Annotated in this window: 14 protein-coding genes, 1 tRNA gene and 3 rRNA genes; 11 read left to right on the plus strand and 7 right to left on the minus strand. The window is 63.8% G+C overall.

Annotated elements, in window-relative coordinates; translation table 11 throughout:
• The 5 genes from LDO14_RS03865 (at position 1) to LDO14_RS03885 (ending at position 10,275) form a co-directional block, all read left to right on the plus strand.
• Positions 1–3,705: a 1,4-alpha-glucan branching enzyme gene (locus LDO14_RS03865; protein WP_223993859.1), complete on the plus strand. Its 3,705-nt coding sequence runs from the start codon at positions 1–3 to the stop codon at positions 3,703–3,705.
• 458 nt (positions 3,706–4,163) lie between these two features.
• Positions 4,164–5,686, plus strand: a 16S ribosomal RNA gene (locus LDO14_RS03870).
• A gap of 512 nt (positions 5,687–6,198) precedes the next feature.
• Positions 6,199–9,327, plus strand: a 23S ribosomal RNA gene (locus LDO14_RS03875).
• A 173-nt stretch (positions 9,328–9,500) separates the two neighbouring features.
• Positions 9,501–9,617: ribosomal RNA gene (rrf, locus tag LDO14_RS03880) — 5S ribosomal RNA — on the plus strand.
• Together the 16S, 23S and 5S rRNA genes form the textbook arrangement of a ribosomal RNA operon.
• A 130-nt stretch (positions 9,618–9,747) precedes the next feature.
• The gene (locus LDO14_RS03885) at positions 9,748–10,275 is read left to right on the plus strand and encodes a hypothetical protein (protein WP_018772053.1); all 528 of its coding nucleotides are present in this window, start codon (positions 9,748–9,750) and stop codon (positions 10,273–10,275) included.
• Here the strand turns inward: LDO14_RS03885 and LDO14_RS03890 are convergent.
• Together LDO14_RS03890 and LDO14_RS03895 are read right to left on the minus strand one after the other, a co-directional pair.
• Entirely contained in the window at positions 10,272–11,357 is a 1,086-nt protein-coding gene (locus LDO14_RS03890) for a LacI family DNA-binding transcriptional regulator (RefSeq protein ID WP_018772052.1), read from the minus strand. The genes LDO14_RS03885 and LDO14_RS03890 overlap by 4 nt on opposite strands.
• Positions 11,358–11,359: 2 nt before the next feature.
• Positions 11,360–13,093 (minus strand): glycoside hydrolase family 13 protein, encoded by a 1,734-nt coding sequence (locus LDO14_RS03895; protein ID WP_018772051.1) that lies wholly within the window; start codon positions 13,091–13,093, stop codon positions 11,360–11,362.
• Positions 13,094–13,270: 177 nt separating this feature from the next.
• Between LDO14_RS03895 and LDO14_RS03900 the strand changes: the two genes are divergently transcribed.
• Positions 13,271–14,641: an FAD-linked oxidase C-terminal domain-containing protein gene (locus tag LDO14_RS03900; protein WP_018772050.1), complete on the plus strand. Its 1,371-nt coding sequence runs from the start codon at positions 13,271–13,273 to the stop codon at positions 14,639–14,641.
• Between the two features lie 3 nt (positions 14,642–14,644).
• Here LDO14_RS03900 and LDO14_RS03905 read toward each other — a convergent pair whose 3' ends face one another.
• The 4 genes from LDO14_RS03905 to otsA form a co-directional block, all read right to left on the minus strand.
• Entirely contained in the window at positions 14,645–16,063 is a 1,419-nt protein-coding gene (locus LDO14_RS03905) for a DUF4032 domain-containing protein (protein WP_018772049.1), read from the minus strand.
• 153 nt (positions 16,064–16,216) lie between these two features.
• On the minus strand, positions 16,217–17,299 hold the full coding sequence (gene ugpC / locus LDO14_RS03910; protein ID WP_018772048.1) for a sn-glycerol-3-phosphate ABC transporter ATP-binding protein UgpC: 1,083 nt from the start codon (positions 17,297–17,299) through the stop codon (positions 16,217–16,219).
• A gap of 218 nt (positions 17,300–17,517) precedes the next feature.
• Positions 17,518–18,351: a trehalose-phosphatase gene (gene otsB, locus LDO14_RS03915; RefSeq protein WP_018772047.1), complete on the minus strand. Its 834-nt coding sequence runs from the start codon at positions 18,349–18,351 to the stop codon at positions 17,518–17,520.
• Entirely contained in the window at positions 18,341–19,843 is a 1,503-nt protein-coding gene (otsA, locus tag LDO14_RS03920; protein WP_018772046.1) for an alpha,alpha-trehalose-phosphate synthase (UDP-forming), read from the minus strand. Before otsA ends, otsB begins: the two co-directional genes overlap by 11 nt.
• A 178-nt stretch (positions 19,844–20,021) precedes the next feature.
• On the opposite strand from otsA, the gene LDO14_RS03925 reads away from it, so the two are divergent.
• The 5 genes from LDO14_RS03925 (at position 20,022) to LDO14_RS03945 (ending at position 25,188) form a co-directional block, all read left to right on the plus strand.
• On the plus strand, positions 20,022–20,909 hold the full coding sequence (locus LDO14_RS03925; protein ID WP_018772045.1) for a thioredoxin domain-containing protein: 888 nt from the start codon (positions 20,022–20,024) through the stop codon (positions 20,907–20,909).
• Positions 20,910–21,058: 149 nt separating this feature from the next.
• Positions 21,059–21,135 (plus strand) — tRNA-Thr (locus tag LDO14_RS03930).
• A gap of 68 nt (positions 21,136–21,203) precedes the next feature.
• Positions 21,204–21,629 carry a ChaB family protein gene (locus LDO14_RS03935; protein ID WP_134166099.1) on the plus strand — a complete coding sequence of 142 codons (426 nt, stop codon included), beginning with the start codon at positions 21,204–21,206 and terminating at the stop codon, positions 21,627–21,629.
• An 85-nt stretch (positions 21,630–21,714) separates the two neighbouring features.
• Entirely contained in the window at positions 21,715–23,895 is a 2,181-nt protein-coding gene (locus LDO14_RS03940) for an elongation factor G-like protein EF-G2 (RefSeq protein WP_223993861.1), read from the plus strand.
• Between the two features lie 39 nt (positions 23,896–23,934).
• Positions 23,935–25,188 carry an MFS transporter gene (locus LDO14_RS03945; protein WP_056391193.1) on the plus strand — a complete coding sequence of 418 codons (1,254 nt, stop codon included), beginning with the start codon at positions 23,935–23,937 and terminating at the stop codon, positions 25,186–25,188.
• A gap of 77 nt (positions 25,189–25,265) precedes the next feature.
• Here the strand turns inward: LDO14_RS03945 and mmsB are convergent, their stop codons facing one another.
• Entirely contained in the window at positions 25,266–26,540 is a 1,275-nt protein-coding gene (gene mmsB / locus LDO14_RS03950) for a multiple monosaccharide ABC transporter permease (RefSeq protein WP_018772041.1), read from the minus strand.
• Positions 26,541–26,543: the final 3 nt, after the last annotated feature.

Here is a 26,543-nt window from a genome sequence, read left to right on the forward strand (position 1 = left end):
ATGAACCAGCCAATCCTCACTCCCGCCCTGACCGCGCTGCTCAAGGAATGGCTGCCGCAGCAGCGATGGTTCCCCGTCAAGACACCCGATTTCGCCATTTCCCAGGCCGGCAGCCTGGGCCTGGAGGATCCCACCGGGCACGCCGCGCTGGCCGTATTCCTCCTCAACGTCACCATGGAGGGGCCCGACGGCGGCCCGCGCAGCGCCGTGGTCCAGGTCCCCTTGAGCTTCCGCCCGGCACCGGCCGGCGGCATGGAACGGGCGCTGGTAGGCGAAGCCGCGGGAATGGATCCAACCCGTCCCTGGGTCTACGACGCTGTCCACGACCCCGACTTCGTAGGCGCCTGGCTCGACCTCATCCGGGACGGGTCGAAGGCCGCGAGCGGCAGTGCCACCGGATTCCGGGTGGAAGGGCCGCACCGCCTGCCCACTGCCAAGGGCGTGGTGAAGGTGCTCTCGGGGGAGCAGTCCAACAGTTCAGTCATCGTGGACGACGGCGAATCTGCCGCCATGGTGAAATTCTTCCGCGTCCTGTCGGACGGGACCAACCCGGAGATTGAAGTCGGTGCTGCCTTGACCAGGGCCGGCACAGCGGAAGTCCCCGCCACCCTGGGCTGGGTCCGCGGGGAGTGGCTCGGAAAATCCGGTAACGCCGGACAAAGCAGCCGCTACGTCCAAGGTGAGCTTGCGGTGGCCCACGAGTTCCTCGCCGGCGGCCGCGACGCCTGGCGGCTGGCGGTTGACGCCGCCCGCTCCGGCACCGACTTCACGGCAGAAGCCCGCGCCCTGGGCGCGGCCACCGCAACGGTGCACAAGCGGTTGGCGGAGGCACTGGGGCAGTCAGCCGAGCCCGAACCCGGAAAGGCGCCAGGAGCTGCTGTTGCCCAGCGTGTCCGCGCTGCTTGGGCGGAAGCCCGTGCCGCCGTCGGGCCTTACGATGACGCTCTGGACGCCCTGCTGGCCGGCCTGGACAAGGTTCCCGCCGGGCCGCTGCAGCGCATCCACGGCGACCTCCACCTGGGCCAGATCCTCCTCGTGACCGGACAATCCGGCGACCAATCGCGCTGGGCCATCCTGGATTTCGAGGGCGAGCCCCTGCGGCCCATCTCCGAACGGAACGTCCCGGACGTACCACTCCGGGACGTGGTGGGAATGCTGCGCTCCTTCGACTACGCGGCCGGTGCGGCGCAGCGCGAGCAGGAAGGTGCACAGGTCCCGGACAGCTGGGTCGACGATTGCGCCGATGCCTTCCTTGCCGGGTACGCGGGGGTCATTCCCGGCACGGTGGACCGGACCTCGCCCCTGTTTGTGGCATTGTGGCTGGACAAGGCGCTGTACGAAGTTGTTTATGAAATGCGTAACAGGCCCGACTGGGTGGCGATTCCAGTAAACGCCTCCAGGCGGCTCCTAAGCGGTAACGGTGCCGGCGATCAGGCCGGTGCAGCATCGGAAGGTAACAAAATGACAGGCTCAGCACGAACTGACCAGCCGGGGGTGCCGCTGCACGTGGATGAAGGCACCCTGGGCAGGATCGCGAACGGTGAACACCACGCCCCCCACTCCGTCCTGGGCGCGCACCTGGACGACTACGGGCATGTCACCATCCGCACCGTGAAGCATCTTGCCGAAGCGATCACCGTGGTCACCCAAGCCGGTGAAGTGCCAATGCAACACGAGGCACACGGCGTTTGGGTTGCGGTCCTGGATCCGCAGGACCAGGGCCACGTTCCCGACTACCGGCTCTCGGTCACCTACCCGGGCAAGGACCCGGTGACCATTGATGAGCCCTACCGCTACCTGCCCACCGTAGGCGAAGTGGACCTGCACCTCATTGGTGAAGGCCGGCACGAAAAACTGTGGCAGGTTCTCGGTGCCCACGTGCGGCACTACAAATCATCGCTTGGGGACGTCAACGGTGTGTCGTTCGCCGTCTGGGCCCCCAACGCGCAGGCCGTCCGGGTCAAGGGCGATTTCAACGCCTGGGACGGACGGGAAAACTCCATGCGGTCGCTGGGTTCCTCCGGTGTCTGGGAAGTGTTCATTCCCGGCGTCCCGGCAGGTGCCTGCTACAAGTACGAGATCCTGACACGGGGCGGCTACTGGGTCGAAAAGGCCGATCCGCTGGCCTTCGGCACGGAGGTGCCACCACTGACGGCGTCCCGGGTGGTGGAACCTTCCTACGCCTTCAAGGACGACGAATGGATGGAAGCACGGGCCAAACGGGACCCGCACAACTCGGCCATGAGCGTCTACGAAGTGCACCTCGGGTCCTGGCGGCTGGGCCTTGGCTACCGTGAACTCGCCGACGAACTGGTGGAGTACGTCAAATGGCTCGGGTTCACGCACGTGGAATTCATGCCCGTCGCGGAGCATCCGTTCGGCGGTTCCTGGGGTTACCAGGTCACCTCCTACTTCGCACCCACGTCCAGGTTCGGACATCCCGACGAGTTCCGCTACCTGGTGGACGCCCTCCACCAGGCGGGCATCGGCGTGCTGCTGGACTGGGTGCCTGCACACTTCCCCAAGGATTCCTGGGCATTGGCCCAGTTCGACGGCGAGCCTCTTTACGAGCACGCGGATCCGGCGCTGGGGGAACACCCGGACTGGGGCACCCTGATCTTCGACTTCGGCCGCACCGAGGTCCGGAACTTCCTGGTGGCCAACGCGCTGTACTGGCTGGAGGAGTTCCATATCGACGGCCTGCGTGTGGACGCTGTGGCCTCCATGCTCTACCTCGATTACTCCCGCCAGGAAGGCCAGTGGCGGCCCAACCGCTTCGGCGGAAGGGAAAACCTGGAAGCCATCTCCTTCCTGCAGGAAGTCAACGCCACCGTCTACAAGACACACCCCGGCGCCGTCATGATCGCGGAAGAGTCGACGGCCTTCCCGGGCGTCACCGCTCCCACCAGCCACGGTGGCCTGGGCTTCGGCCTGAAGTGGAACATGGGCTGGATGCACGACTCCCTCAAGTACATCTCCGAGGATCCCTTCAACCGCAAGTGGCACCACGGAACGGTCACCTTCTCCCTGGTCTACGCCTTCACGGAGAACTTCCTGCTGCCCATCAGCCACGATGAAGTTGTCCACGGCAAGGGCTCCATGCTCCGCAAGATGCCGGGCGACCGCTGGCAGCAGCTGGCCAACCTCCGCGCCTTTTTTGCCTACCAGTGGGCGCACCCCGGCAAGCAGCTCATCTTCATGGGGACCGAGTTTGGCCAGGAAGCGGAGTGGTCTGAGCAGCACGGACTGGACTGGTGGCTCGCGGACATCCCCGCGCACCGCGGACTGCAGCTGCTGACCAAGGACCTGAACGAGCTGTACGCTGCCACACCCGCCCTCTACACCCAGGACAACGTTCCTGCGGGTTTCCAGTGGATCAACGGGGGAGACGCCGACCGTAACGTCCTGTCCTTCATCCGATGGGACGCCGACGGCAACCCGGTCGTCTGCGCCATCAACTTCTCCGGTACGCCGCACGTCGGCTACACCCTTGGAGTTCCCACGGCCGGCGCATGGATCGAGGTCCTTAATACGGACCACACCACCTACGGCGGATCGGGTGTGCTGAACAGTGGAGAGCTGAAGGCCACCAACGAGGGACAGGATGGCCAGCCGGCCACCCTTACTGTCACGCTGCCCCCGCTGGGAGCGTCCTACTTCAAGCCCGGGGCCGCATCGGCTGACCAGGCCGACGGGAAGAAATAACGGCAGATGCAGTAAGCGAAAGGCCCGGAATCCGCGTGGTTCCGGGCCTTTTGGCTGCCCGCAGGACGCCCTCCGGCAGCGGACTGGCGATCCGTAATGAGTGGTGGTAGAGTTTATTTCCGCGCTGCTCCACGGAGTCAGACGGAAAACCGAACCCCCCAAGCTAACGCTGAGGATGGTCGCGGACGCCGGTTTGACACGAGAGAGATCAGCCGGTAAGTTTGGAAAGTTGCTCCGGAGCGAGCCTGGACGTTGGTTTGGGTGGTGCCGGGTGTGTCTGTTGTTTGAGAACTCAATAGTGTGCCAAGTTTGTTGATACCGATTATGTATGTAATTGGTTGATTGTGCTGTGCCGCCACCCCGTGGTGTGCATGGTGTTTTTAGCTGGTTTCAAATTTTGTGCAGCTGTTTCTGCCGTTATTTCCGGTGGTTGTGGTTGTGTCTGTTTTTGTTTTACTTCAACGGAGAGTTTGATCCTGGCTCAGGATGAACGCTGGCGGCGTGCTTAACACATGCAAGTCGAACGATGATGCCAGCTTGCTGGTGGATTAGTGGCGAACGGGTGAGTAACACGTGAGTAACCTGCCCTTGACTCTGGGATAAGCCTGGGAAACTGGGTCTAATACCGGATATGACCTTCCATCGCATGGTGGTTGGTGGAAAGCTTTTGTGGTTTTGGATGGACTCGCGGCCTATCAGCTTGTTGGTGGGGTAATGGCCTACCAAGGCGACGACGGGTAGCCGGCCTGAGAGGGTGACCGGCCACACTGGGACTGAGACACGGCCCAGACTCCTACGGGAGGCAGCAGTGGGGAATATTGCACAATGGGCGAAAGCCTGATGCAGCGACGCCGCGTGAGGGATGACGGCCTTCGGGTTGTAAACCTCTTTCAGTAGGGAAGAAGCGTAAGTGACGGTACCTGCAGAAGAAGCGCCGGCTAACTACGTGCCAGCAGCCGCGGTAATACGTAGGGCGCAAGCGTTATCCGGAATTATTGGGCGTAAAGAGCTCGTAGGCGGTTTGTCGCGTCTGCCGTGAAAGTCCGGGGCTCAACTCCGGATCTGCGGTGGGTACGGGCAGACTAGAGTGATGTAGGGGAGACTGGAATTCCTGGTGTAGCGGTGAAATGCGCAGATATCAGGAGGAACACCGATGGCGAAGGCAGGTCTCTGGGCATTAACTGACGCTGAGGAGCGAAAGCATGGGGAGCGAACAGGATTAGATACCCTGGTAGTCCATGCCGTAAACGTTGGGCACTAGGTGTGGGGGACATTCCACGTTTTCCGCGCCGTAGCTAACGCATTAAGTGCCCCGCCTGGGGAGTACGGCCGCAAGGCTAAAACTCAAAGGAATTGACGGGGGCCCGCACAAGCGGCGGAGCATGCGGATTAATTCGATGCAACGCGAAGAACCTTACCAAGGCTTGACATGAACCGGACCGCTGCAGAAATGTGGTTTCCCCTTTGGGGCTGGTTTACAGGTGGTGCATGGTTGTCGTCAGCTCGTGTCGTGAGATGTTGGGTTAAGTCCCGCAACGAGCGCAACCCTCGTTCTATGTTGCCAGCACGTGATGGTGGGGACTCATAGGAGACTGCCGGGGTCAACTCGGAGGAAGGTGGGGACGACGTCAAATCATCATGCCCCTTATGTCTTGGGCTTCACGCATGCTACAATGGCCGGTACAAAGGGTTGCGATACTGTGAGGTGGAGCTAATCCCAAAAAGCCGGTCTCAGTTCGGATTGGGGTCTGCAACTCGACCCCATGAAGTCGGAGTCGCTAGTAATCGCAGATCAGCAACGCTGCGGTGAATACGTTCCCGGGCCTTGTACACACCGCCCGTCAAGTCACGAAAGTTGGTAACACCCGAAGCCGGTGGCCTAACCCCTTGTGGGAGGGAGCTGTCGAAGGTGGGACTGGCGATTGGGACTAAGTCGTAACAAGGTAGCCGTACCGGAAGGTGCGGCTGGATCACCTCCTTTCTAAGGAGCACCTCCAACTCTTCTGTGCTGGTGAATGCCGGTGTGGGGGGTTGTCAGGAAGCAAGCCCGCAGCATGGACGATTGTTCCGTGGCGGGTGCTCATGGGTGGAATATCAACAAATAGGTGCCTGGTGGCACGGACCGGTTTGGTTAGTACGAATGTTTTGTTCTTCTCTTCGGGGGAGGGCGGGTGTTCTGGAACGCGGCTGGTTTGGGTTGCTGGGTAGTGTTTGGCACACTGTTGGGTCCTGAGGCAACAGGGCCGGGGGTTTTCCTTCGGGTTTGTTTGTTTCTGGTTTCCCTGCCGTGACGTTCCGTGCGCCTGTTTGGGTGTGTGGGGTGTGTGGTGTGGGGTTGTTGTTTGAGAACTACATAGTGGACGCGAGCATCTTGTATAAGAAGCAATTTCCAAGATTAATGAACCTGGATCTGGCTGCGCTGTTGATGCCCTTTGGGGTGTTGGGGTGTGGTTGGTTTCTGTGGTTCTCTCGAGAAATGTTTTTGATCTTTGTGGTCAAGTTTTTAAGAGCACACGGTGGATGCCTTGGCATTAGGAGCCGAAGAAGGACGTAGGAATCTGCGATAAGCCTGGGGGAGTCGATAACCGGACTGTGATCCCAGGGTGTCCGAATGGGGAAACCCCGCCGAGCGCGCGAGTGACTCGGTGACCCGTACCTGAACACATAGGGTGCGTGGGGGGAACGCGGGGAAGTGAAACATCTCAGTACCCGCAGGAAGAGAAAACAATAGTGATTCCGTTAGTAGTGGCGAGCGAACGCGGATCAGGCTAAACCGTTCCATGTGTGATAGCCGGCGGGCGTTGCATGGTCGGGGTTGTGGGACTTTCCATACCAGTTCTGCCGGGCTGGTGGGGTGTGATGTGCGCGCATAGGTGAACGGTTTTGAAAGGCCGGCCAGAGAGGGTGTTAGTCCCGTAACCGTAATGTGTTTGTACCGCCTGTGAGAGTATCCCAAGTAGTACGGGGCCCGAGAAATCCCGTGCGAATCTGTCAGGACCACCTGATAAGCCTAAATACTCCCTAATGACCGATAGCGGACCAGTACCGTGAGGGAAAGGTGAAAAGTACCCCGGGAGGGGAGTGAAACAGTACCTGAAACCGTGTGCTTACAATCCGTCGGAGCCAGTCTGATTCTGGTGACGGCGTGCCTTTTGAAGAATGAGCCTGCGAGTTAGTGTTACGTCGCGAGGTTAACCCGTGTGGGGCAGCCGTAGCGAAAGCGAGTCTGAATAGGGCGTGTGAGTGGCGTGATCTAGACCCGAAGCGAAGTGATCTACCCATGGCCAGGTTGAAGCGACGGTAAGACGTCGTGGAGGACCGAACCCACTTCAGTTGAAAATGGAGGGGATGAGCTGTGGGTAGGGGTGAAAGGCCAATCAAACTTCGTGATAGCTGGTTCTCCCCGAAATGCATTTAGGTGCAGCGTTGCGTGTTTCTTGCTGGAGGTAGAGCTACTGGATGGCTAATGGGCCCTACAAGGTTACTGACGTCAGCCAAACTCCGAATGCCGGTAAGTGAGAGCGCAGCAGTGAGACTGTGGGGGATAAGCTTCATAGTCGAGAGGGAAACAGCCCAGACCACCAACTAAGGCCCCTAAGCGTGTGCTAAGTGGGAAAGGATGTGGAGTTGCCCAGACAACCAGGAGGTTGGCTTAGAAGCAGCCACCCTTAAAAGAGTGCGTAATAGCTCACTGGTCAAGTGATTCCGCGCCGACAATGTAGCGGGGCTCAAGTACACCGCCGAAGTTGTGGCATTCACATTTTAGCTAAGCCCTTGTGGTTCAGGCGTGTGGATGGGTAGGGGAGCGTCGTGTGGGCGGTGAAGTCGCGGTGTAAACCAGCGGTGGAGCCTACACGAGTGAGAATGCAGGCATGAGTAGCGAAAGACGGGTGAGAAACCCGTCCGCCGAATGATCAAGGGTTCCAGGGTCAAGCTAATCTGCCCTGGGTAAGTCGGGACCTAAGGCGAGGCCGACAGGCGTAGTCGATGGACAACGGGTTGATATTCCCGTACCGGCGAAAAACCGCCCATGCTGAGCGGGGGATACTAACTGCCCGAAGCCTGCCCGAGCGCCCTTGTGGTGTGAGGGTTTTGGTGGAGCGCAGGACCTGATCCCGGGAGGCAAGCGTATTAACAGGTGTGACGCAGGAAGGTAGCCGAGCCGGGCGATGGTTGTCCCGGTCTAAGGATGTAGGGCGAGTGGTAGGCAAATCCGCCACTCATGGTGCCTGAGATCTGATGGGACCCCCGTTTGGGGGGATTTGGTGATCCTATGCTGCCGAGAAAAGCATCGACGCGAGGTTTTAGCCGCCCGTACCCCAAACCGACACAGGTGATCAGGTAGAGAATACCAAGGCGATCGAGAGAATTATGGTTAAGGAACTCGGCAAAATGCCCCCGTAACTTCGGGAGAAGGGGGGCCCCAACCTTGATACACCCTTGCGGTGTGGAGGGGATCGGGGCCGCAGAGACCAGGGGGAAGCGACTGTTTACTAAAAACACAGGTCCGTGCGAAGTCGCAAGACGATGTATACGGACTGACTCCTGCCCGGTGCTGGAAGGTTAAGAGGACCGGTTAGCCGCAAGGCGAAGCTGAGAATTTAAGCCCCAGTAAACGGCGGTGGTAACTATAACCATCCTAAGGTAGCGAAATTCCTTGTCGGGTAAGTTCCGACCTGCACGAATGGAGTAACGACTTCCCCGCTGTCTCAACCATAAACTCGGCGAAATTGCAGTACGAGTAAAGATGCTCGTTACGCGCAGCAGGACGGAAAGACCCCGAGACCTTTACTATAGTTTGGTATTGGTGTTCGGAGTGGCTTGTGTAGGATAGGTGGGAGACGTTGAAGCCCGGACGCCAGTTCGGGTGGAGTCATCGTTGAAATACCACTCTGGTCACTTTGGACATCTAACTTCGGCCCGTAATCCGGGTCAGGGACAGTGCCTGATGGGTAGTTTAACTGGGGCGGTTGCCTCCTAAAAAGTAACGGAGGCGCCCAAAGGTTCCCTCAGCCTGGTTGGCAATCAGGTGTCGAGTGTAAGTGCACAAGGGAGCTTGACTGTGAGAGAGACATCTCGAGCAGGGACGAAAGTCGGGACTAGTGATCCGGCGGTACATTGTGGAATGGCCGTCGCTCAACGGATAAAAGGTACCTCGGGGATAACAGGCTGATCTTGCCCAAGAGTCCATATCGACGGCATGGTTTGGCACCTCGATGTCGGCTCGTCGCATCCTGGGGCTGGAGTAGGTCCCAAGGGTTGGGCTGTTCGCCCATTAAAGCGGTACGCGAGCTGGGTTTAGAACGTCGTGAGACAGTTCGGTCCCTATCCGCTGCGCGCGCAGGAAATTTGAGAAGGGCTGTCCTTAGTACGAGAGGACCGGGACGGACGAACCTCTGGTGTGTCAGTTGTACTGCCAAGTGCACCGCTGATTAGCTACGTTCGGATGGGATAACCGCTGAAAGCATCTAAGCGGGAAGCTCGCTTCGAGATGAGATTTCCATACACCCTCGGGTGTGAGAGGCCCCCAGCCAGACCACTGGGTTGATAGGCCGGATGTGGAAGCGAGGACTAACGACTCGTGAAGCTGACCGGTACTAATAGGCCAACAACTTACACCACACAGATACATACAAACTCTGCTTGCGTCCACTATGTGGTTCCCAACCAACAACCCCCCAACACACGGGGTTGTCACGGCACGGAACCACCACAACTGAATAACAACACCACAATGTTGTAACCACCAGACTTCCCACCCCCGAACAAAACACCGGGCGGGCGGGTACAAGGGTTACGGCGGTCATAGCGTGGGGGAAACGCCCGGTCCCATTCCGAACCCGGAAGCTAAGACCCACAGCGCCGATGGTACTGCACCCGGGAGGGTGTGGGAGAGTAGGTCACCGCCGGACACACATTAAGCAGGGCCCTGACAACGAATGTCAGGGCCCTGCTGCTTTAACCGAACAGCACAAAGAGGATGCCCTGCCTCCGGGCGGACTCTACCCCCGGGCACCGTGCCCGGGGGTAGAGTAGTCCCTCATGAGCAGCATCTTCAGCCACCCGCAGGACCCTTTCGAAGAAGCCGGACAGCGGGCAATTGAGCCGCTGGAACCGGTGGTCCACACCGTAGTCGTGCCCGGTCCCGTGGCCCGGGCTTTCGTTGGTTTCACGGAGCACACCCACCTCTGGTGGCCCCTTGAGCAGCACAGTGTCTATGGTGCCGGCTCCTACGTGGAGTTTGAAGAGAACCTCATCCTCGAAACAGCCGATGACGGCCGCACCAGTATCTGGGGAACCCTTGATGACTGGCAGCCGCCCCTGTCCTTCCATGCCACCTGGCATCCCGGCACTACGGCGCTGTGGTCCACCGAGCTCCTGGTGGCGTTCCGCGCCCTCGGCGGCGGAACTGAAGTCCGGGTCTTCCATGAAGGGTGGGAAGGCGCCGAGGATCCTGCCGCCGCGCGTCAAGAGTACGCGGAGGCGTGGCCCCGGATCCTGGACAGGTATGCGCGGTTCATGGGCGCCGGGGACGCCGCAGAGGACAGCGCGACTGGAGGCGTGGCCTAGCCCCGCCCCGCGGCCTTGTCCGGCGGCACGGCGGTGCTGTTCCGGATCACAAACTCCGTAGGGTATTCCTGGTCCCGCGCTCCATCCGCCGCTAGGCCGCCGTCGGAACCTGCGCCCTCGGAACTTGCGCCCTCGGAACTTCCACCCGCATTGTCCAGCAGGGCCAAAGCAGTGGCAGCCGCGAGCCTTCCCTGTCCGCGTGGATCCTGGCTGATGGTGGTCAGCCCAAAGGTCTCTGCAAGTTCGTGCCCGTCAATCCCCACGACGGAAAGGTCCTGTGGGACCTGAAGGCCGAAGTCCCGGGCGGCGAGCATGATGCCCACGGCCATCTCGTCGGACGCGGCGAAGACTGCGGTGGGGCGGTCAGCGGAGGTGCCCAGGAGCCGGCGGCCCGCCGCGTACGCGCCCTGGATGGTGAAGTCGGCCGTGGCCTGCCACTCTTGCCGCACCGTCAGCCCGGCTGCTGCCATAGCCGCTGCAAAGCCCTTCTGGCGCAGCTGCGGAAGGTTGAAGTCCCGGTTCAAGGCCGCATCCCCGGTAACATGCGCGATCCGGGTATGGCCCAGCCCGATCAGGTGCCGGGTGGCCATCATGGCCAGGCCTTCGTCGTCGATCCTTATGGTCGAGGCGCCCCGCAGCGCCCCGCCGATGCCCACAATCGGACGGTGCACGGCGAGCAGCTGGCCGATCTCTTCCTCGCTGAGTACCAGCGCCACCGCAATGACGGCGTCCAGGCGTTTCCGCAGCAGGAAGTCGTTCAAAATGCTGCTGCGGTGCTCCGGCTGCTCTCCCACGTTGTACAGCGTCAGGTCGTAGCCGGCGTCCAGGAGGGCTTCCGAAACGCCCTCCAGGACCGAAGAGAAATACCAGCGCTGGACGTTGGGCACCACCAGGCCGATGTTGTGGTTCCGCCCGGAGGCGAGGCTGGAGGCGTGGTAAGAGGGGACGAACCCGAGTTCCCGTGCCGCCTCCTGCGCAAGGCGGCGGCTCCTGGAGGAGACGTTGGACTTGCCGCTCAGCGCCCTGGAGACGGTGGCCACGGACAGGCCGGCCCGGCTGGCAACTTCTTTGATGCCCGCCATGGTCAGCCTGCTGCTGTGATGCGGATCCAGGCGGTTTCGCCCGAAGCCAGCAGTCCTTCCGTGCCGGACCTCGTACTGCGGATAAGGACGCGGCCCGCAGGTATCTCCAGCGGCTCGTGGTTCAGGTTCATAACCACCAGCGTAGTGCCGTTGAGGTAGCCCAGCGATGACCCGGTGCACCAGTCCTCGGCCCAGGACAGGGATCCCCGGCCCAGGTCCAGGTCGCGGCGGCGTGCCAGGGCGTCGCGGTAGAGGGACAGGTGCGACGACGGCGATTCCGCCTGCAGGTCCCTCGCCAACCCGCCAAAGGAAGCGGGAATGGGCAGCCATGGTTCATTTCCCGAACCGAAGCCCAGGTGTTGTTCTCCGGCACGCCAGGGCAGCGGCACCCGGCAGCCGTCACGGCCAAGCCGCTGCCCGCCGGTCCGGGCGAACGTGGGGTCCTGGCGCAGGTGGCCGGGGATGTCGATGCCGTCCGGCAGCCCCAGCTCCTCGCCCTGGTAGAGGTAGGCGGCACCGGGCAGTCCCAGCATGAACAGCGAGGCAGCAGCTGCGCGCTGCCGGCCGAGTTCCTCATCCGGCTGGGGATCGGCCGCCCCGATGCCGTCGCCGTCCCGTGGGCCATGGCCGTTGTAGCCAAACCGGCTGGCATGGCGGACCACATCGTGGTTGGACAGCACCCATGTGCTCGGGGCGCCGACGCCGTCAAGGACGGTCAGGGAATCGGTGATGACCGAGCGCAGCCGGTAGACGTCCAGGCCCGCATGGAGGTAGGGGAAATTGAACGCCTGGTGCATCTCGTCGGGCCTGACCCAGTGGGCCAGCCGGTGAAGGTCCACGCTTGCCTCGGCGCAGAGGATCCGGTCCGGGCCGTACTCGTCCAGGATCAGCCGCCAGTTGCGGTAGATGTCGTGGACGCCGGGTTGCCCGAACATGGGTGCCTCGTGGCCGGGGTACCCGTCGCTGTTGCCGCCATCGGCCCGGCCGCCCCAGGCGGGCAGGCCCGGGGCCTTGACCAGGGCATGGGCTACGTCCACCCGGAAACCGGACACGCCGCGGTCCAACCAGAAACGCAGCACGCGCTCGAACTCGGCGTGGACGGCGGGGTTGTCCCAGTTGAAGTCCGGCTGGGAGGAGTCAAAGAGGTGCAGGTACCACTGGCCCGGCCGGCCGTCGGCGTCTGTTACCCGTGTCCAGGCAGGTCCGCCAAAGTGTGACTGCCAGTTGTTCGGTGGCTCCTCTCCGTCAGGCCCGGTGCCGTCACGGAAGATGAACATGTCCCGTTCGGGGCTACCGGCCGGTGCCGCAAGGGCTGCCTGGAACGCCGGATGCTGGTCCGAACAGTGGTTGGGCACCAGGTCCACGATGACCCGCAGGCCCAGGCGGTGGGATTCGGCCATCATGACGTCGAAGTCGGCGAGTGTGCCAAAGATCGGGTCAACGTCGCAGTAGTCGCTGACGTCGTATCCGGCGTCACGCTGGGGGGAACGGTAAAAGGGTGACAGCCAAACAGCGTCGACACCCAGGTCCGCCAGATGCGGCAGTTCCTCGGTAATTCCCGCGAGGTCTCCCACGCCGTCACCGTTCAGGTCCCGGAATGACCGGGGGTAGACCTGATAGATCACGGCAGAGCGCCACCAGCCGGGAGCGGTATCGGCAGCGTGGATGAGCGTCAGGGGGCCAGTGGCAGCTGAGGTGTCCTGGGTCACAGTATCGACAGACATGAAAGCCAGCATAGCGGCGGACGGGCGATAAATGAAAACGCTTCCATACATGTTTCGCCTAATTTTGCACGAACTTTCGAGGCTCTGCAGTCCAACAACTGGAAGCGATTGCACGCCGGCAAATCCAGAAGACCGGAGCGTCGCACGCCCTAGACTGGGTAGACATGTCCGACGACGGGTGGAGGCTTTGTGGGAAGCATCGTTGACGAGCTGGAGGCCATCCTGGCGCCAGGGCAGCTGGATGTCAGCGAGGTCTCGCTCCGGCGGTACGCCATCGACCAGGCCCCCGTCATCGATTTCCAGCTTCCCCTGGCGGTGGTGTTCGCCGAATCAGTGGCCGACGTGCAGGCGGTGATGAAAACCTGCGCCGGCAGCGGAGTGGCCATTGTCCCCCGGGGTGCGGGTACAGGCGTTTCCGGTGGTGCCCATGCCACCAGGAACTGCATCATCCTTTCGCTGGAGCGGATGAACCGGATCCTCGCCCTGAACCCAGACGATGAGACAGCCATGGTGGAGCCCGGCGTGGTGAACGCGGTCCTCAACGAAGCCGCAGCAGCGCACGGCCTCATGTATGCCCCCGATCCGGCCAGTTTCCGAAGCTCCACCATCGGCGGGAACGTGGCCACCAATGCCGGCGGCCTGCGCTGCGCCAAGTACGGGGTCACCAGGGATTCGGTCCTGGCACTGGATGTGGTCCTGGCCGACGGGTCCCTCATCCACACAGGCCACCAAACCTTCAAAGGCGTGGCGGGCTATGACCTGACGGGCCTCTTCGTGGGATCCGAAGGAACCCTGGGCGTCGTCGTCGGAATCACCGTGCGCCTGAAGTACCTGCCACGGGAAGTCCACACCGTGGCCGCCTTCTACCCGGACTTCAGGATGGCTGCCGCAGGGGTCCTGGCCGTAGGCAAGGCACGCGTCCAGCCGGCGATCACGGAACTGCTCGACGGCGGTACCCTGGCCCAGCTCGACGACATCCACGGCTCCGACCTCACCGCCCGCGGAAAATCACTCCTGCTGGTCCAGACCGACGGGTTTGGCGCCGCCGCGGAAGCGGAGGTTGTGCGCCAGGTCCTCCGCGCCGGCGGGGCAACGGTGACTACTGAGGCAAGCGCCGAGGCGGAGCGCCTGGTGGAACTCCGCCGGCACAGCAGGGGGACGGAGGTGGACGACGAGTACCGTGTAGGCGAGGACGTGGCCGTTCCCCGCTCCCGGTTGGTGGACTACGTCGCGGAACTCGAAGCCATGGCCGCCAGGCAGCAGGTACACCTCAAGGTGGTGGCCCACGCGGGTGACGGCAACCTGCACCCCACATTTTGGATCGACCGGCAGGGGGCAAGCGTGGACTCCGCAGCCATGCAGCGGCTGCAGGCGGCACTGGACGAGTCCATCACCGCGGCGCTGGCGATGGGCGGCACCATCACCGGTGAGCACGGAGTAGGGCAGTACAAGCTCCGGTGGCTGGGACAGGAGCAGCCGGAACCGGTGCGGGAGCTCCAGCGCAGGATCAAGGACCTGTTCGATCCCGCGGGGATCCTCAACCCCGGTAAGGCGATCTAGGACTCAGTCGTCCGAATCCGGGTATTCGTCCACCGATTCGTCTTCGCCGTAACGGGACTCCTCGGTCTCCACCTCAAGGATTTTCAGCAGCTCGGTATCAGGGTTCAGCATGATCGCGGCCTCGTCCCGGCGGTGCCGGAGGATCGAGTCGATGTAGGACTGGACAGCTTCCGCCAGCGGAATGTGGCGCTCCTGCTTCTCGGACATGTACCACCGGTGCTCCAGGACCTCGTGGACCACTTCGGCGTGCTCCAGTTTGCCGGACAGGTCCCGGGGAATGGCGCGCACGATCGGTTCGAAGATCTGGCTGACCCACAGGTGGGCGCTGTATTCCTCATCCATGTCCGGGTTGTTGTCCGCCCGGAAGGAGTCCATGTCATTGAGGAGGCGGCGGGCCTGGTTCTCCTGGGCGTCCAGGCCGGTAAGCCGCAGCAGCCGCCGCTGGTGGTGCCCCGCGTCCACCACCTTGGGCTGGAGCTGGATGGTGGAGCCGTTCTGGGTGGTCTTTATGGCGTATTCCTCGACGTCGAAGCCGAGTTCGTTCAGGCGCCGGATGCGGGCGCTCACCCGCCAGCGTTCGCCCAGCTCAAAGGATTCCTTCTCCGTCAGCTCGGCCCACAGCCGCCGGTAGCTGTCCATGATCAGCTCACTGGTGGCCACGGGGTCCACCTTTTCCTCGATGAGACCGCCATCCAGGAGGTCCATCAGCTCGCCGGCGATGTTCACCCTGGCGATCTCAAGGTCGTATTCGCGCTGGCCGGTGGAGAGGTCGGGGTAGAGCTCACCGGTTTCGGCGTCCACCAGGTAGGCGGCAAACGCGCCGGCGTCGCGGCGGAACAGGGTGTTGGACAGCGAGACGTCGCCCCAGTAGAACCCGATCAGGTGCAGCCGCACCATGAGCAGCGCCTGGGCGTCGATGAGGCGGGTCAGGGTGTCCTTGCGCAGCATCTGCGAAAACAGTGCGCGGTACGGCATGGAGAATTTCAGGTGCCGGGTCACCAGGACGGGGTTCAGCGGGCGTCCGTCAGGGGTGGTGCGGCCGGTGATCACGGCCACGGGTTCCACGCAGGGGACGTCCAGCCGGGCCAGCTTGCGCAGCATGTGGTACTCGTGCCGGGCCACATGCTCGGAGGTTTCCTTGATGGCAATCACCGAGCCGCCAAGGTGGGCGAAGCGCACGATGTGCCGGGAGATGCCCCGGGGGAGTGCGGCCAGGTACTGCGCCGGCCACTCCTCGAGGGCGATGTGCCAGGGCAGGTCCAGCAGCTCCGGATCCGCCGCTGCGGCGGTGATGCTCAGCGAGGAGGCTACCGAAGCGGCCTTGTTCTCGTCGGCGCTGGCGGCCACGAACCGCGGGAGCTTACCCACCTGGGCATAGTCTGTGGGTTCGTCATGCCACTGGGCGCTGTGTTCCTCGGTCATGGGCTCAATTCTTCCGTACTCAGGGCAGGGACGGTAAATCCTGTGCGGCCATGGTTAAAGGCCGACGGCGGCCCGCACCGTTGCGAAAAGGTGCGGACCGCCGTCAGTTACGCGCGTGGGTGGGCCCACGCCGTTAGGGTGCCGGTGGGGAGTTTAGTCGCCCAGGCGCAGGCCGGTCTTCGTGTCGAAGAGGTGCACGTGGCCGGACTGCGGACGGACGTAAATGACCTCGCCCTTCATCGGGGGGCGGCGGCCATCGACACGGGCCACGATGTCGTGGTCCTTGCCGTCCAGCGTGGTGTGGCCGTAGACGTAGGCGTCGGCGCCGAGCTCTTCAACGACATCTACCTCAACCTTCAGGCCTTCGCCGTGCGGAGCGGTTTCCAGGTCCTCGGGACGGCTGCCCAGCGTAACCGTGGAGCCGTGTGCCTCTTCGAGGACGTCGCGCGGCACGGGGTAGACGGTGCCGCCGAACTGGACGCCGCCGTCGACGACGGGAAGTTCCAGCAGGTTCATGGCGGGGGAGCCGATGAAGCCGGCAACGAAGACGTTCTTGGGGCGGTCGTAGAGGTTGCGGGGGGTGTCCACCTGCTGCAGCAGGCCGTCCTTCAGCACGGCGACGCGGTCGCCCATGGTCATGGCCTCGACCTGGTCGTGCGTGACGTAGACGGTGGTGACGCCCAGGCGGCGGGTCAGAGATGCGATCTGGGTGCGGGTCTGGACACGGAGCTTGGCGTCCAGGTTGGACAGCGGCTCATCCATGAGGAAGACCTGGGGGTTACGGACGATTGCGCGGCCCATGGCAACACGCTGGCGCTGGCCGCCGGAGAGTGCCTTCGGCTTGCGGTCCAGGTACTGCTCAAGGTCAAGGAGCTTTGCGGCTTCGCGGACGCGCTCGGCGCGCTCTTCCTTGGAGACGCCGGCGATCTTCAGGGCGAAGCCCATGTTGTCGGCCACAGTCATGTGCGGGTACAACGCGTAGTTCTGGAAAACCATCGCGATGTCGCGGTCCTTCGGCGGAACATCGGTGACGTCACGGTCACCGATCAGGATGCGGCCTGCGTTGACGTCCTCCAGGCCGGCGAGCATGCGCAGGGAGGTGGACTTGCCGCAGCCGGAGGGTCCAACGAGGACCAGGAATTCGCCATCGGCGATGTCGATGTTGAGCTTATCGACGGCGGGCTTATCTGTGCCCGGGTACAGACGCGTAGCGTTATCAAAAGTAACTGTAGCCACAGTTATCAATCCCTTCACCGGCAGGTACGTGCCGGACGATCCGTTGTGAATGGTTCATGTTTATTCAGTTGTGTTCCCACAAAATGCTCCGCGGCTTTGCGCGGAGCACCACGTGACGCCGCACGGTTGTTGTGCGCCACATCACACCCAAGAGTATGCCAGAAGTTGCTTCTTTTACCGCAAATGTTACGGATGTCACATGTGCTTCCGGCCGCGGGCTATCCGGAAGCGGCCTGGGGGTCTTCCTCGGCGACGGCGATGCTCCGCTCCTGGAGCAGGGCTTCCAGCAGCTCCGCGATATGGACAGGCGCCTCCACCCGGTATTGGGCCTGGGTGAAATCGAGGCCAACCTTGACCCCTACGTCGCCTGGTTCAAGCCGGCCGAAAGCGTCCTCGTCCGTCACGTCATCACCGGCGAACAGCACGGCAGTGGCCCCGGTGGCCTGCCGCAGGAAGCTGACGCCTTCGCCCTTGGAGGCATTGACCACGGAGGTCTCCAGGACGCGCTTGCCCTCCTTGAGGAAGATGCCCTTTCGCTCCTGGAGCACCGACCGGGCTGCTGACACCGCGTCCTCGGCCACGTCATCCGCAGCCAGTCGGGTGTGCAGGACGACGCCGGCGGGCTTGTATTCCAGGGACGTGCCAGGCGCCTCCGCGACGATAGCCGCCAACTCGGCGCGCACCTCTTCAAGGAGGGTCTTCTGGCCGTCGTCCAGCGTCAGTTCCGTGGAGCCCGGCCCAAGCCAGGCTTCGGCCCCATGGCTGCCAATCAGCAGGGTGTCCACGGGCGGGGACGCCACCTCGCGCAGGCTGGCGAGGGCGCGCCCGGAGATGAGTGCCGTCGTCGTGCGTGGAAGCACGGCGAGCCCCGCGAGCGCCGCGGCTGAGCGTGGAAGCGGCCGCGCATCCTGGGCGCGGCCCACGATGGGGGCGATGGTCCCGTCAAAGTCCATGGCCACCAGCAGGTGCTCCGTACCGGCAATGCGGTGCAGCGCTTCCCGCAGTTCGGGGGTGAGCGCCAGCGCTGCCTTGGTGTGGCCGTCAGGAGTCATCGCGGACCACCTTCTCGTTCAGTGCGTTCAGGAAGTCGGCGGACCAGTGGTCCACGTCGTGTTCGAGGATTTGCTTCCGCATGGCCCGCATCCTGCGGCCGGACTCCCGCGGCTGCATCTCCACGGCACGCATGATGGCGCTCTTGAGGCCGTCGATGTCGTGCGGGTTCATCAGCAGTGCCTGCTTGAGCTGGTCGGCTGCGCCGGCGAACTCACTGAGGACCAGCGCGCCGTCGTTGTTGGTGCGCGCCGTGACGTATTCCTTGGCGACCAGGTTCATGCCGTCCCGAAGGGCCGTGACCAGCATGACGTCGGCGGCAAGGTACAGCGCCACCATCTCCTCCACGGGGTAGCTGTGGTGCAGGTAGCGGACGGCGGTGTTCTCGATGGTGTCGTAGGTGCCGTTGATGTGGCCCACCGTGCCCTCCACCTCCTCACGCAGGAGCCGGTACTGCTCGACGCGCTCGCGGCTGGGGCTGGCCACCTGGATCAGGGTGGCGTCTCCAACCGAGAGCTTGCCGTCTGCCAGGAGCTCCTCGAAGGCTTTAAGCCGGTGCCTGATGCCCTTGGTGTAATCCAGTCGGTCGACGCCGAGCAGGATGGTCTTCGGGTTCCCCAGATCCTGGCGGATCTGGCGGGCGCGCTCAATGATGTCCGGCCTGGCGGCTAGCTCGCTGATGTGCTTGACGTCGATGGAGATGGGGAAGGCCTGTGCCCGGGCAATGTGTGTGACCTGCCCGTCCTGGCCCTTTACGTGGACCTGCTGCTGCTTAACGCTGGCACCGAGGAAACGGCGAGCGGAGCGCATGAAGTTTCCGGCATCGCTGGGCCGCTGGAAACCCACCAGGTCTGCGCCGAGGAGTCCGTCGATGATGGCCTGGCGCCACGGCAGCTGGGCAAAGATCTCCGGCGGAGGAAACGGGATGTGGTTGAAGAATCCGATGCGCAGGTCCGGCCGCGCCTCGCGCAGCATGCGGGGCACCAGTTGGAGCTGGTAATCCTGCACCCACACGGTGGCGCCTTGGTCCGCATGCTGTACGACGGCGTCGGCGAACCTGCGGTTGACCCTTCGGTAGGCGTCCCACCAGGTGCGGTGGAACTCCGGCGGGGCAATGACGTCATGGTAGAGCGGCCAGAGGGTGGCGTTGGAAAACCCCTCGTAGTACAGCTCCACGTCGTCGTTGCTGAGCTGGACCGGGACGAGGTCCATGCCGCCGTGGCTGAAGGGTTTGACAGTCTCGTCCGGCGCGCCGTGCCATCCGACCCAGGCGCCGTCTGTCTTGGTCATCATGGGGGCCAGGGCGGTCACCAGTCCCCCGGGGGAGCGGCGCCAGCCAGACTCGTCATCACCGGCATCCCCTGCCGCGACCCGGTCAACAGGCAGCCTGTTGGAGACCACCATGAAGTCGTACTTCGTATGGCCGGCATGGCTGGGACCGGAGCTGCCGGCCGTTGCTTTGCCGGCGGGTTTTTCCTGGACGGGTGTTTGCATTGCTGCCCCCTGGGGTTGCTTGTGCCTCTTAGCCACCCTAGCCGGACGGAATCATCGGGGCTATTCGTCCGTTGGTCAAGCCGGTGGAATGGTTGAAACCGCAAGCGCTCAGCTTTCTCCCCTAAAATGTTGGAGTGCCACGAAGTGGTCCCCCTACGTCGACCGACCCAAGGAACTCATGAGCCCCGCAAACGAAGTACGTAAGTCCAAGGCTGAGCGAACCGCGGAGGCGCGGGAAAAGGCGCGCCTGATCAGGGAAGAGCAGCTGAAGAAGGACAAGCGCAACAAGCTGCTGATCGGCTGGGGCATCGTGGCGGCAGTGGTGGCCATCCTGGTGGTGGTGGCGCTGGTGGTGACGAACAGCCTCAAGCAGAACGCCCCCATAGCGGACCAGGGCCCCACGCCTGCCAACGCCAACGTGCATGGCGGCGTCACTTTGCTGGCCAATACGGATGTGGCCAAGTCGGAACCGGCCACGGTTGACGCCGCCTCCCTGGGGGACGCGCCGAAGACGGCGCCCGCCGAGGTAGTGGCTCCCGGCGCCGAAGCGGAGGCGGGCAAGCCGGTCAAGGTGGTCCTCTACATCGACTTCATCTGCCCCATCTGCAAGAACTTCGAGACCCAGTACAACGACCAGCTCACGTCGCTGCGCAACGAAGGCAAGATCACCGTTGAGTACCGGGCCCTCGGATTCCTGGACAGCCGGTCCACCACCAACTACTCATCCCGGGCCGCCAACGCAGCAGCGTGCGTGGTCAACGAATCCCCGGAGAAGTACTCCGATTTCGTCAACGCATTGTTCGCCAAGCAGCCGGCGGAAGGCAGCGCAGGCCTTTCCGACAGTGATTTGAAGAAGATGGCGTCCGACATGGGCGTCAACATCGGTTCCTGCGTCGATGACAAGACCTACCGCCCGTTCGTGAAGTTCACCACGAAGGAGGCCGCGGCCATCGGCGTCACCGGTACGCCCACCGTGTTCGTGGACGGCAAGCAGTGGGGCAAGGGCGACAGCGCGCAGACGCCGTTCCCGGACTTCCTGCAGGCAGCCATCGCCGCCAAGGGCTAAGGATTCCCAGCCAGGGCAGGGGCCCGCTCCGGACCGTTTCCGGGGCAGGCCCCTGGCGCATTCACCGCCGGTAGTCCGGCGTTTTTACGCCCGGCGGGAGTTGGGCTAACCTTATCTAGCGCCTTCACGGTGCACGCCCGCAGGGGCGCGCCTCCTTAGCTCAGTTGGCCAGAGCACCGCTCTTGTAAAGCGGGGGTCGTCGGTTCGAATCCGACAGGGGGCTCCATTCAACCTCCGGGTTTAAGCTGGATCCATCCACATAATCAGCGTGCTGACTAAAGGAGGATGGGTGCCATGCCCAAGACCGGCAAGAACGATCATGCCCGCAAGGAAGAACTTCCTTCCACCCTGCAGCGTTCTGAGCAAAAGGCGCAGGACACATTCGCCAAGACCTATGATTCCGCCCTTGAGTCGTACGACCAGGATGAGCAGCGGGCGGCCCGCGCAGCATACGCATCCCTGAAGCACAGCTACGAGAAGGTGGGCGACCACTGGGAGCCCAAGGAAAAAAGGGGCCCGTCGGACAAGCGCGCAGAACAGGGCATCCGCTCCTCCGAACCCACCGCGGGCGGAGTCAACGCCAATGCGTCCAAGGACCACCTCTACAAACTGGCCAGGGAACTGGACGTCAAAGGCCGCTCGAAGATGGACAAGGGTGAATTGGTCAAGGCCATCCAGAAGGCCAACGACGCCGCCACCCGCAAAGCCCGCAGCAAATAGCCTGTGCTCTTGCCGTCCTGCCGTCCAAGGTGTCGAATCAGAGGGACACGTCAGGTCGGGTCGGCGATGATGCCAGGAGGTTCCAATGTCGGTGAAGAGCACCAAGGAGTCAGCGCGGGCGGGAGGCGGCAGGAACGGGCCTGAGTCAAAGCGCGCCGACCAAGCCACCGGCATCGCGGCCCAGGACCCGGCGCGGATCCGGAACGTGGCCCTGGTGGGTCACTCGGGCGCCGGGAAAACAATGCTGATCGAGGCGCTGCTGGCAGCCAACGGCATGATCACGCGCAAAGGCTCCATCGCCGACGGATCCACGGTCAGCGACTCGGACCCCGCCGCGGTTCACCAGCAGCGCTCCGTCACCCTGTCCCTGGTGCCCCTGATGGTGGACGAGACAAAAGTGAACCTCCTGGATACACCGGGCTACCCCGACTTCATTGGTGAGCTGCGGGCGGGGCTGCGCGCCTCCGATGCTGCCCTCTTCATAGTGTCGGCCGTGGACGGAATCGACGCCACCACCACCGCCCTGTGGGGCGAGTGCGCGCACATGCTGCTGCCACGCGCCGTCGTGATCACCCGGCTGGACCACCCGCGGGCAGATTACGACGGCGCCCTGGCCGCCTGCCGCAAAGCGTTCGGCGAGGGCGTGCTGCCGCTGTGTGTCCCATTGCCCTCAGCAGAGGAGGCCGCCGGGCCGCTGTCCCTCCTGGGCCTGCTGTCCCGGGAGGTAACGGACTACTCCTCCGGCGAGGCAACCCCTGAAGTCCGGGCCGCCACGCCGGATGAACTCGCGGCTGCCGGGCCTGCCCGGGGCGCACTCATCGAGGGCATCATCGCCGAAAGCGAAGACGAAACGCTGATGGACCGCTACCTGGAAGGCGAGGACATCGACACCGGAGTGCTCGCAGCAGACCTGGAAACCGCCGTCGCACGTGGCTCGTTCTTTCCCGTGCTGCCCACGTCCGCCGTCACCGGGCTGGGGACCGCCGAACTGCTGGACCTGCTGGTCCGCGCCTTTCCGCCGCCAGGGGAGCGCAGCCTGCCGGACACCACCGACCTCGCGGGGGAACCGGCCGGAATCCTGTCCTGCGATCCGTCCGGCCCCCTCGCCGCCGAGGTGGTGCGCACCTCCAACGATCCCTTCCTGGGCCGCATCTGCCTGGTGCGGGTGTTCAGCGGCACACTCCGGGAAGACTCGCCGGTCCACGTGGGCGGCCACGGCCTGGCCGACCGGGGTCACCAGGACCATGACACCGATGAACGGGTGACCCATATCTACTCACCGCTGGGTGCCACCCTTCGCCCCGTCCCCTTTTGCGTGGCGGGGGACATGTGTGCCCTGGCGAAGCTGGGCAGCGCTGAAACCGGCGACACCATTTCCGCCCGGGAAAGCCCGCTGCTGCTCGCCACGTGGGAAATGCCTGAGCCGCTGCTGCCGGTTGCCGTGGAAGCCGATTCCCGCAGCGACGAGGACGCGCTGGCCCGCAGCCTGGGCCGGATAGCGGCGGGTGACCCCACCTTGCGGGTGGACCGGAACGCCGAAACGCATCAGCTGGTGCTCTGGTGCATGGGCGAAGCGCACGCGGAGGTGGTCCTGGACAGGCTGCGCGAACAGGGAGTGAAACTGCACACCGTGGACGTGGTGACGCCGCTGCGGGAAACCTTTGCCACCGCCGCCTCCGGCCACGGCCGCCATGTCAAGCAGTCCGGCGGACACGGCCAGTACGCCGTGTGCGACATCGAGGTGGAACCGCTGGAGCGCGGCGCGGGGTTCGAGTTCGTGGACAAGACGGTGGGCGGCGTGATCCCGGGAACGTTCATCCCGTCCATTGAGAAGGGCGTCCGGGCCCAAATGGACAAGGGCGTCGCCGCGGGCTTTCCCGTAGTTGACCTGCGGGTTACCCTGGTGGGCGGCAAGGCCCACAGCGTGGATTCGTCGGATGCGGCGTTCCAGGCGGCCGGGGCGCTGGCGCTCCGGGAGGCCGCGGCAGCAGGAAGGATCCAGCTGCTGGAGCCGGTGTCATCCGTCTCCATCACGGTCGCCGATGAACATGTGGGCACAGTGATGAGTGATTTGTCCGGCCGGCGGGGACGCCTCACCGGCACCACCTCTTCCGGTGAGGGCCTCACGGAGATCAGCGCCGAAGTCCCGGACCAGGAACTCCTGCGGTATGCGGTGGAACTGCGGGCGCTGACCGCCGGCACCGGGCGCTTCCGCCGCCAGTACCTGCGCCATGACCCCGTACCCCCCAATTACAGCCCATCCTGAGCCCGCCATGGCAGGAACAGATACAGGGAACGGCCGCCGGTGAACGCCGCAGCACGAAAGATCCAGACCGTATACCTGACGCTGACGTTGGGCAACACCCTTGCGGCGTCGTTCATTTGGGGCATCAATACGCTGTTCCTGCTCGACGCCGGGCTGACCAACCTGGAGGCCTTCGCAGCAAACGCCTTCTTCACTGCCGGGATGGTGCTTTTCGAAGTGCCCACCGGGGTAGTCGCGGACAGCTGGGGGCGCCGGACCTCCTTCCTGCTGGGCACCGTAACCCTGGCAGGATCCACCTACCTCTATTACCTGCTGTGGCAGTTGTCCGCACCGTTCTGGTGGTGGGCCGGGGTGTCGGCGCTGCTGGGGCTTGGCTTCACCTTCTTTTCGGGGGCAGTGGAAGCCTGGCTGGTGGACGCCCTGCACTTCTCCGGTTACGACGGCGGCCTGGAAGCGGTCCTGGGCCGCGGCCAGATGGTTTCCGGGATCGCCATGCTGGCAGGGTCAGTGGCCGGCGGCGTCATCGCGCAGGCAACGAACCTGGGCGTGCCGTTCCTGCTGCGCGTCGCGGTGCTGGTGGCAATGTTCGCGGTGGCCTTCCTGCTCATGCACGACGTCGGCTTCACCCCGGAGCGTTCGGCCCACCCGGTGCAGGCCACGCGGGCTGTCCTGCGCGCCTCGCTGGACGGCGGCCTGCGGAACCCGCCGGTGAGGTACATGATGCTGGCTGCGCCGTTCACCGAGGGCGTGGGATTCTATGTCTTCTATGCCCTCCAGCCTTACCTGCTGCAGCTCTTCGGAGATCCCAGGGCCTACGCCATCGCAGGCCTGGCAGCGGCCATTGTTGCCGGCGCGGACATCCTGGGCGGCTGGCTGGCTCCGCTGGTCCGGAAACTGGTCCGCCGGCGCACCACCGTTCTGATCATTTCTACCATCACCAGCTCGGTGGTCCTGGTGGTGCTCCTGGCCACCAGCATCTTCTGGCTGGCACTGGTGCTCCTGGCACTCTGGGCCGTGGTGGCCTCCGCCGGAACCCCCGTGCGCCAGGCCTACCTGAACGACATGATCGGCTCGAAACAGCGGGCAACCGTCCTGAGCTTCGCCTCGCTCATGGGGTCCAGTGGGGGAGTGGTGGTGCAGCCGGCGCTCGGCAGGGCCGCAGACCTCTACGGCTACCCGGCATCGCTCGCATTGGGCGGCGCGGTGCAGCTGCTGGCGGCACCCTTCATCCTCCTCAGCCGCCGCCGGCGCTCGCCGGCAGATGTTGCTACCGGGCTCGCGGCAGCGCCCTGAGCCGCAAAGACCCGGGCCCCGGACGCGTCGTCCAAGGCCCGGGTCTGCACGAAGCAGCGCCGCGGCCGCGGTAGCCGCTACTTGACGCCCACGGTTTCGCTGGCCGCCGGCGTCGGCTTTTCCTCGGCGGGCGGGGGCGTAGTCTTCAGCTTGAACCGCTTGCCGAGGTCACCACCGCCGCCGCTGCGGTTCTTGTTGAAGATGTCGAAGCCGACGGCGACAAGGAGTACCAGGCCCTTGATGAGCTGCTGGTAATCGGTGCCCAGGCCCAGGATGGACATGCCGTTGTTGAGCACGCCCATGATCAGGCCACCGATCATGGCTCCCGCGACTGTTCCGATGCCACCGGTAACGGCGGCGCCACCGATGAAGGCCGCGGCGATGGAGTCCAGTTCGAAGCCTGTTCCACCGGCGGGCTGTGCCGAGTTGAGCCGCGCAGTGAAGACCAGGCCTGCCAGTGCGGCGAGCACGCCCATGTTCACGAAGAGCCGGAACGTGACGGCCTTGGTCTTGATGCCTGACAGTTCAGCTGCATGGAGGTTGCCGCCGATGGCGTACGTGTGCCGCCCGAAGACACTGTTGCTCATCAGGGCGGTGTAGGCGATCACCAGGACGGCCAGGACCACCAGGACGATCGGGGTGCCGCGGTAGGAGGCCAGCAGGAAGGTGATGATGAGCATGAGCAGCGCCGTGAAGGCGGTTTTGATGACGAACCAGACCAGGGGTTCGCTTTCGAGATCGAACTTCCTGCGGATCCTGCGCTCTTTGAGGGCCTGGATCAGCAGTGCCACCGTAGCGCCGACACCCAGGATGACGGTGAGCCATTCCAGGACGGAGGTGCCGCCGGAGATGTCCGGAAGGAAACCGCCGCCCAGGGCCCGCAGTTCGGCGGGGAAGGGGGTGATCTGCTGGTTCTTGAGGGTGATGAGCGTGAGTCCGCGGAAGATCAGCATGCCCGCCAGCGTGACGATGAAGGCCGGGATCCCCACATAGGCGATCCAGTAGCCCTGCCAGGCGCCCACAAGGGCACCCACCACCAGGCAGGCAGGGATTGCGGCCCACCACGGCCAGCCCCAGTGCACGATCATGACGCCGGCCACCGCACCGATGAACCCGGCAACGGATCCGACGGAAAGATCAATGTGCCCGGCGATGATCACCATCACCATGCCGATGGCCAGGATGAGGATGTAGCTGTTCTGGACCACCAGGTTGGTGACGTTTTGCGGTTCCAGCAGGATCCCGCCGGTCAGCCCCTGGAACAGCAGGACGATCAGGATCAGGGCAACGAAGATGCCAACCTGGCGGAGGCGGCTGGTGAGGAATCCGAGCGATTCTCGTAAGGCGGACATTTC

Origin of the sequence: Arthrobacter sp. NicSoilB11, from assembly GCF_019977375.1 — a bacterium.
Taxonomy (GTDB): domain Bacteria; phylum Actinomycetota; class Actinomycetes; order Actinomycetales; family Micrococcaceae; genus Arthrobacter.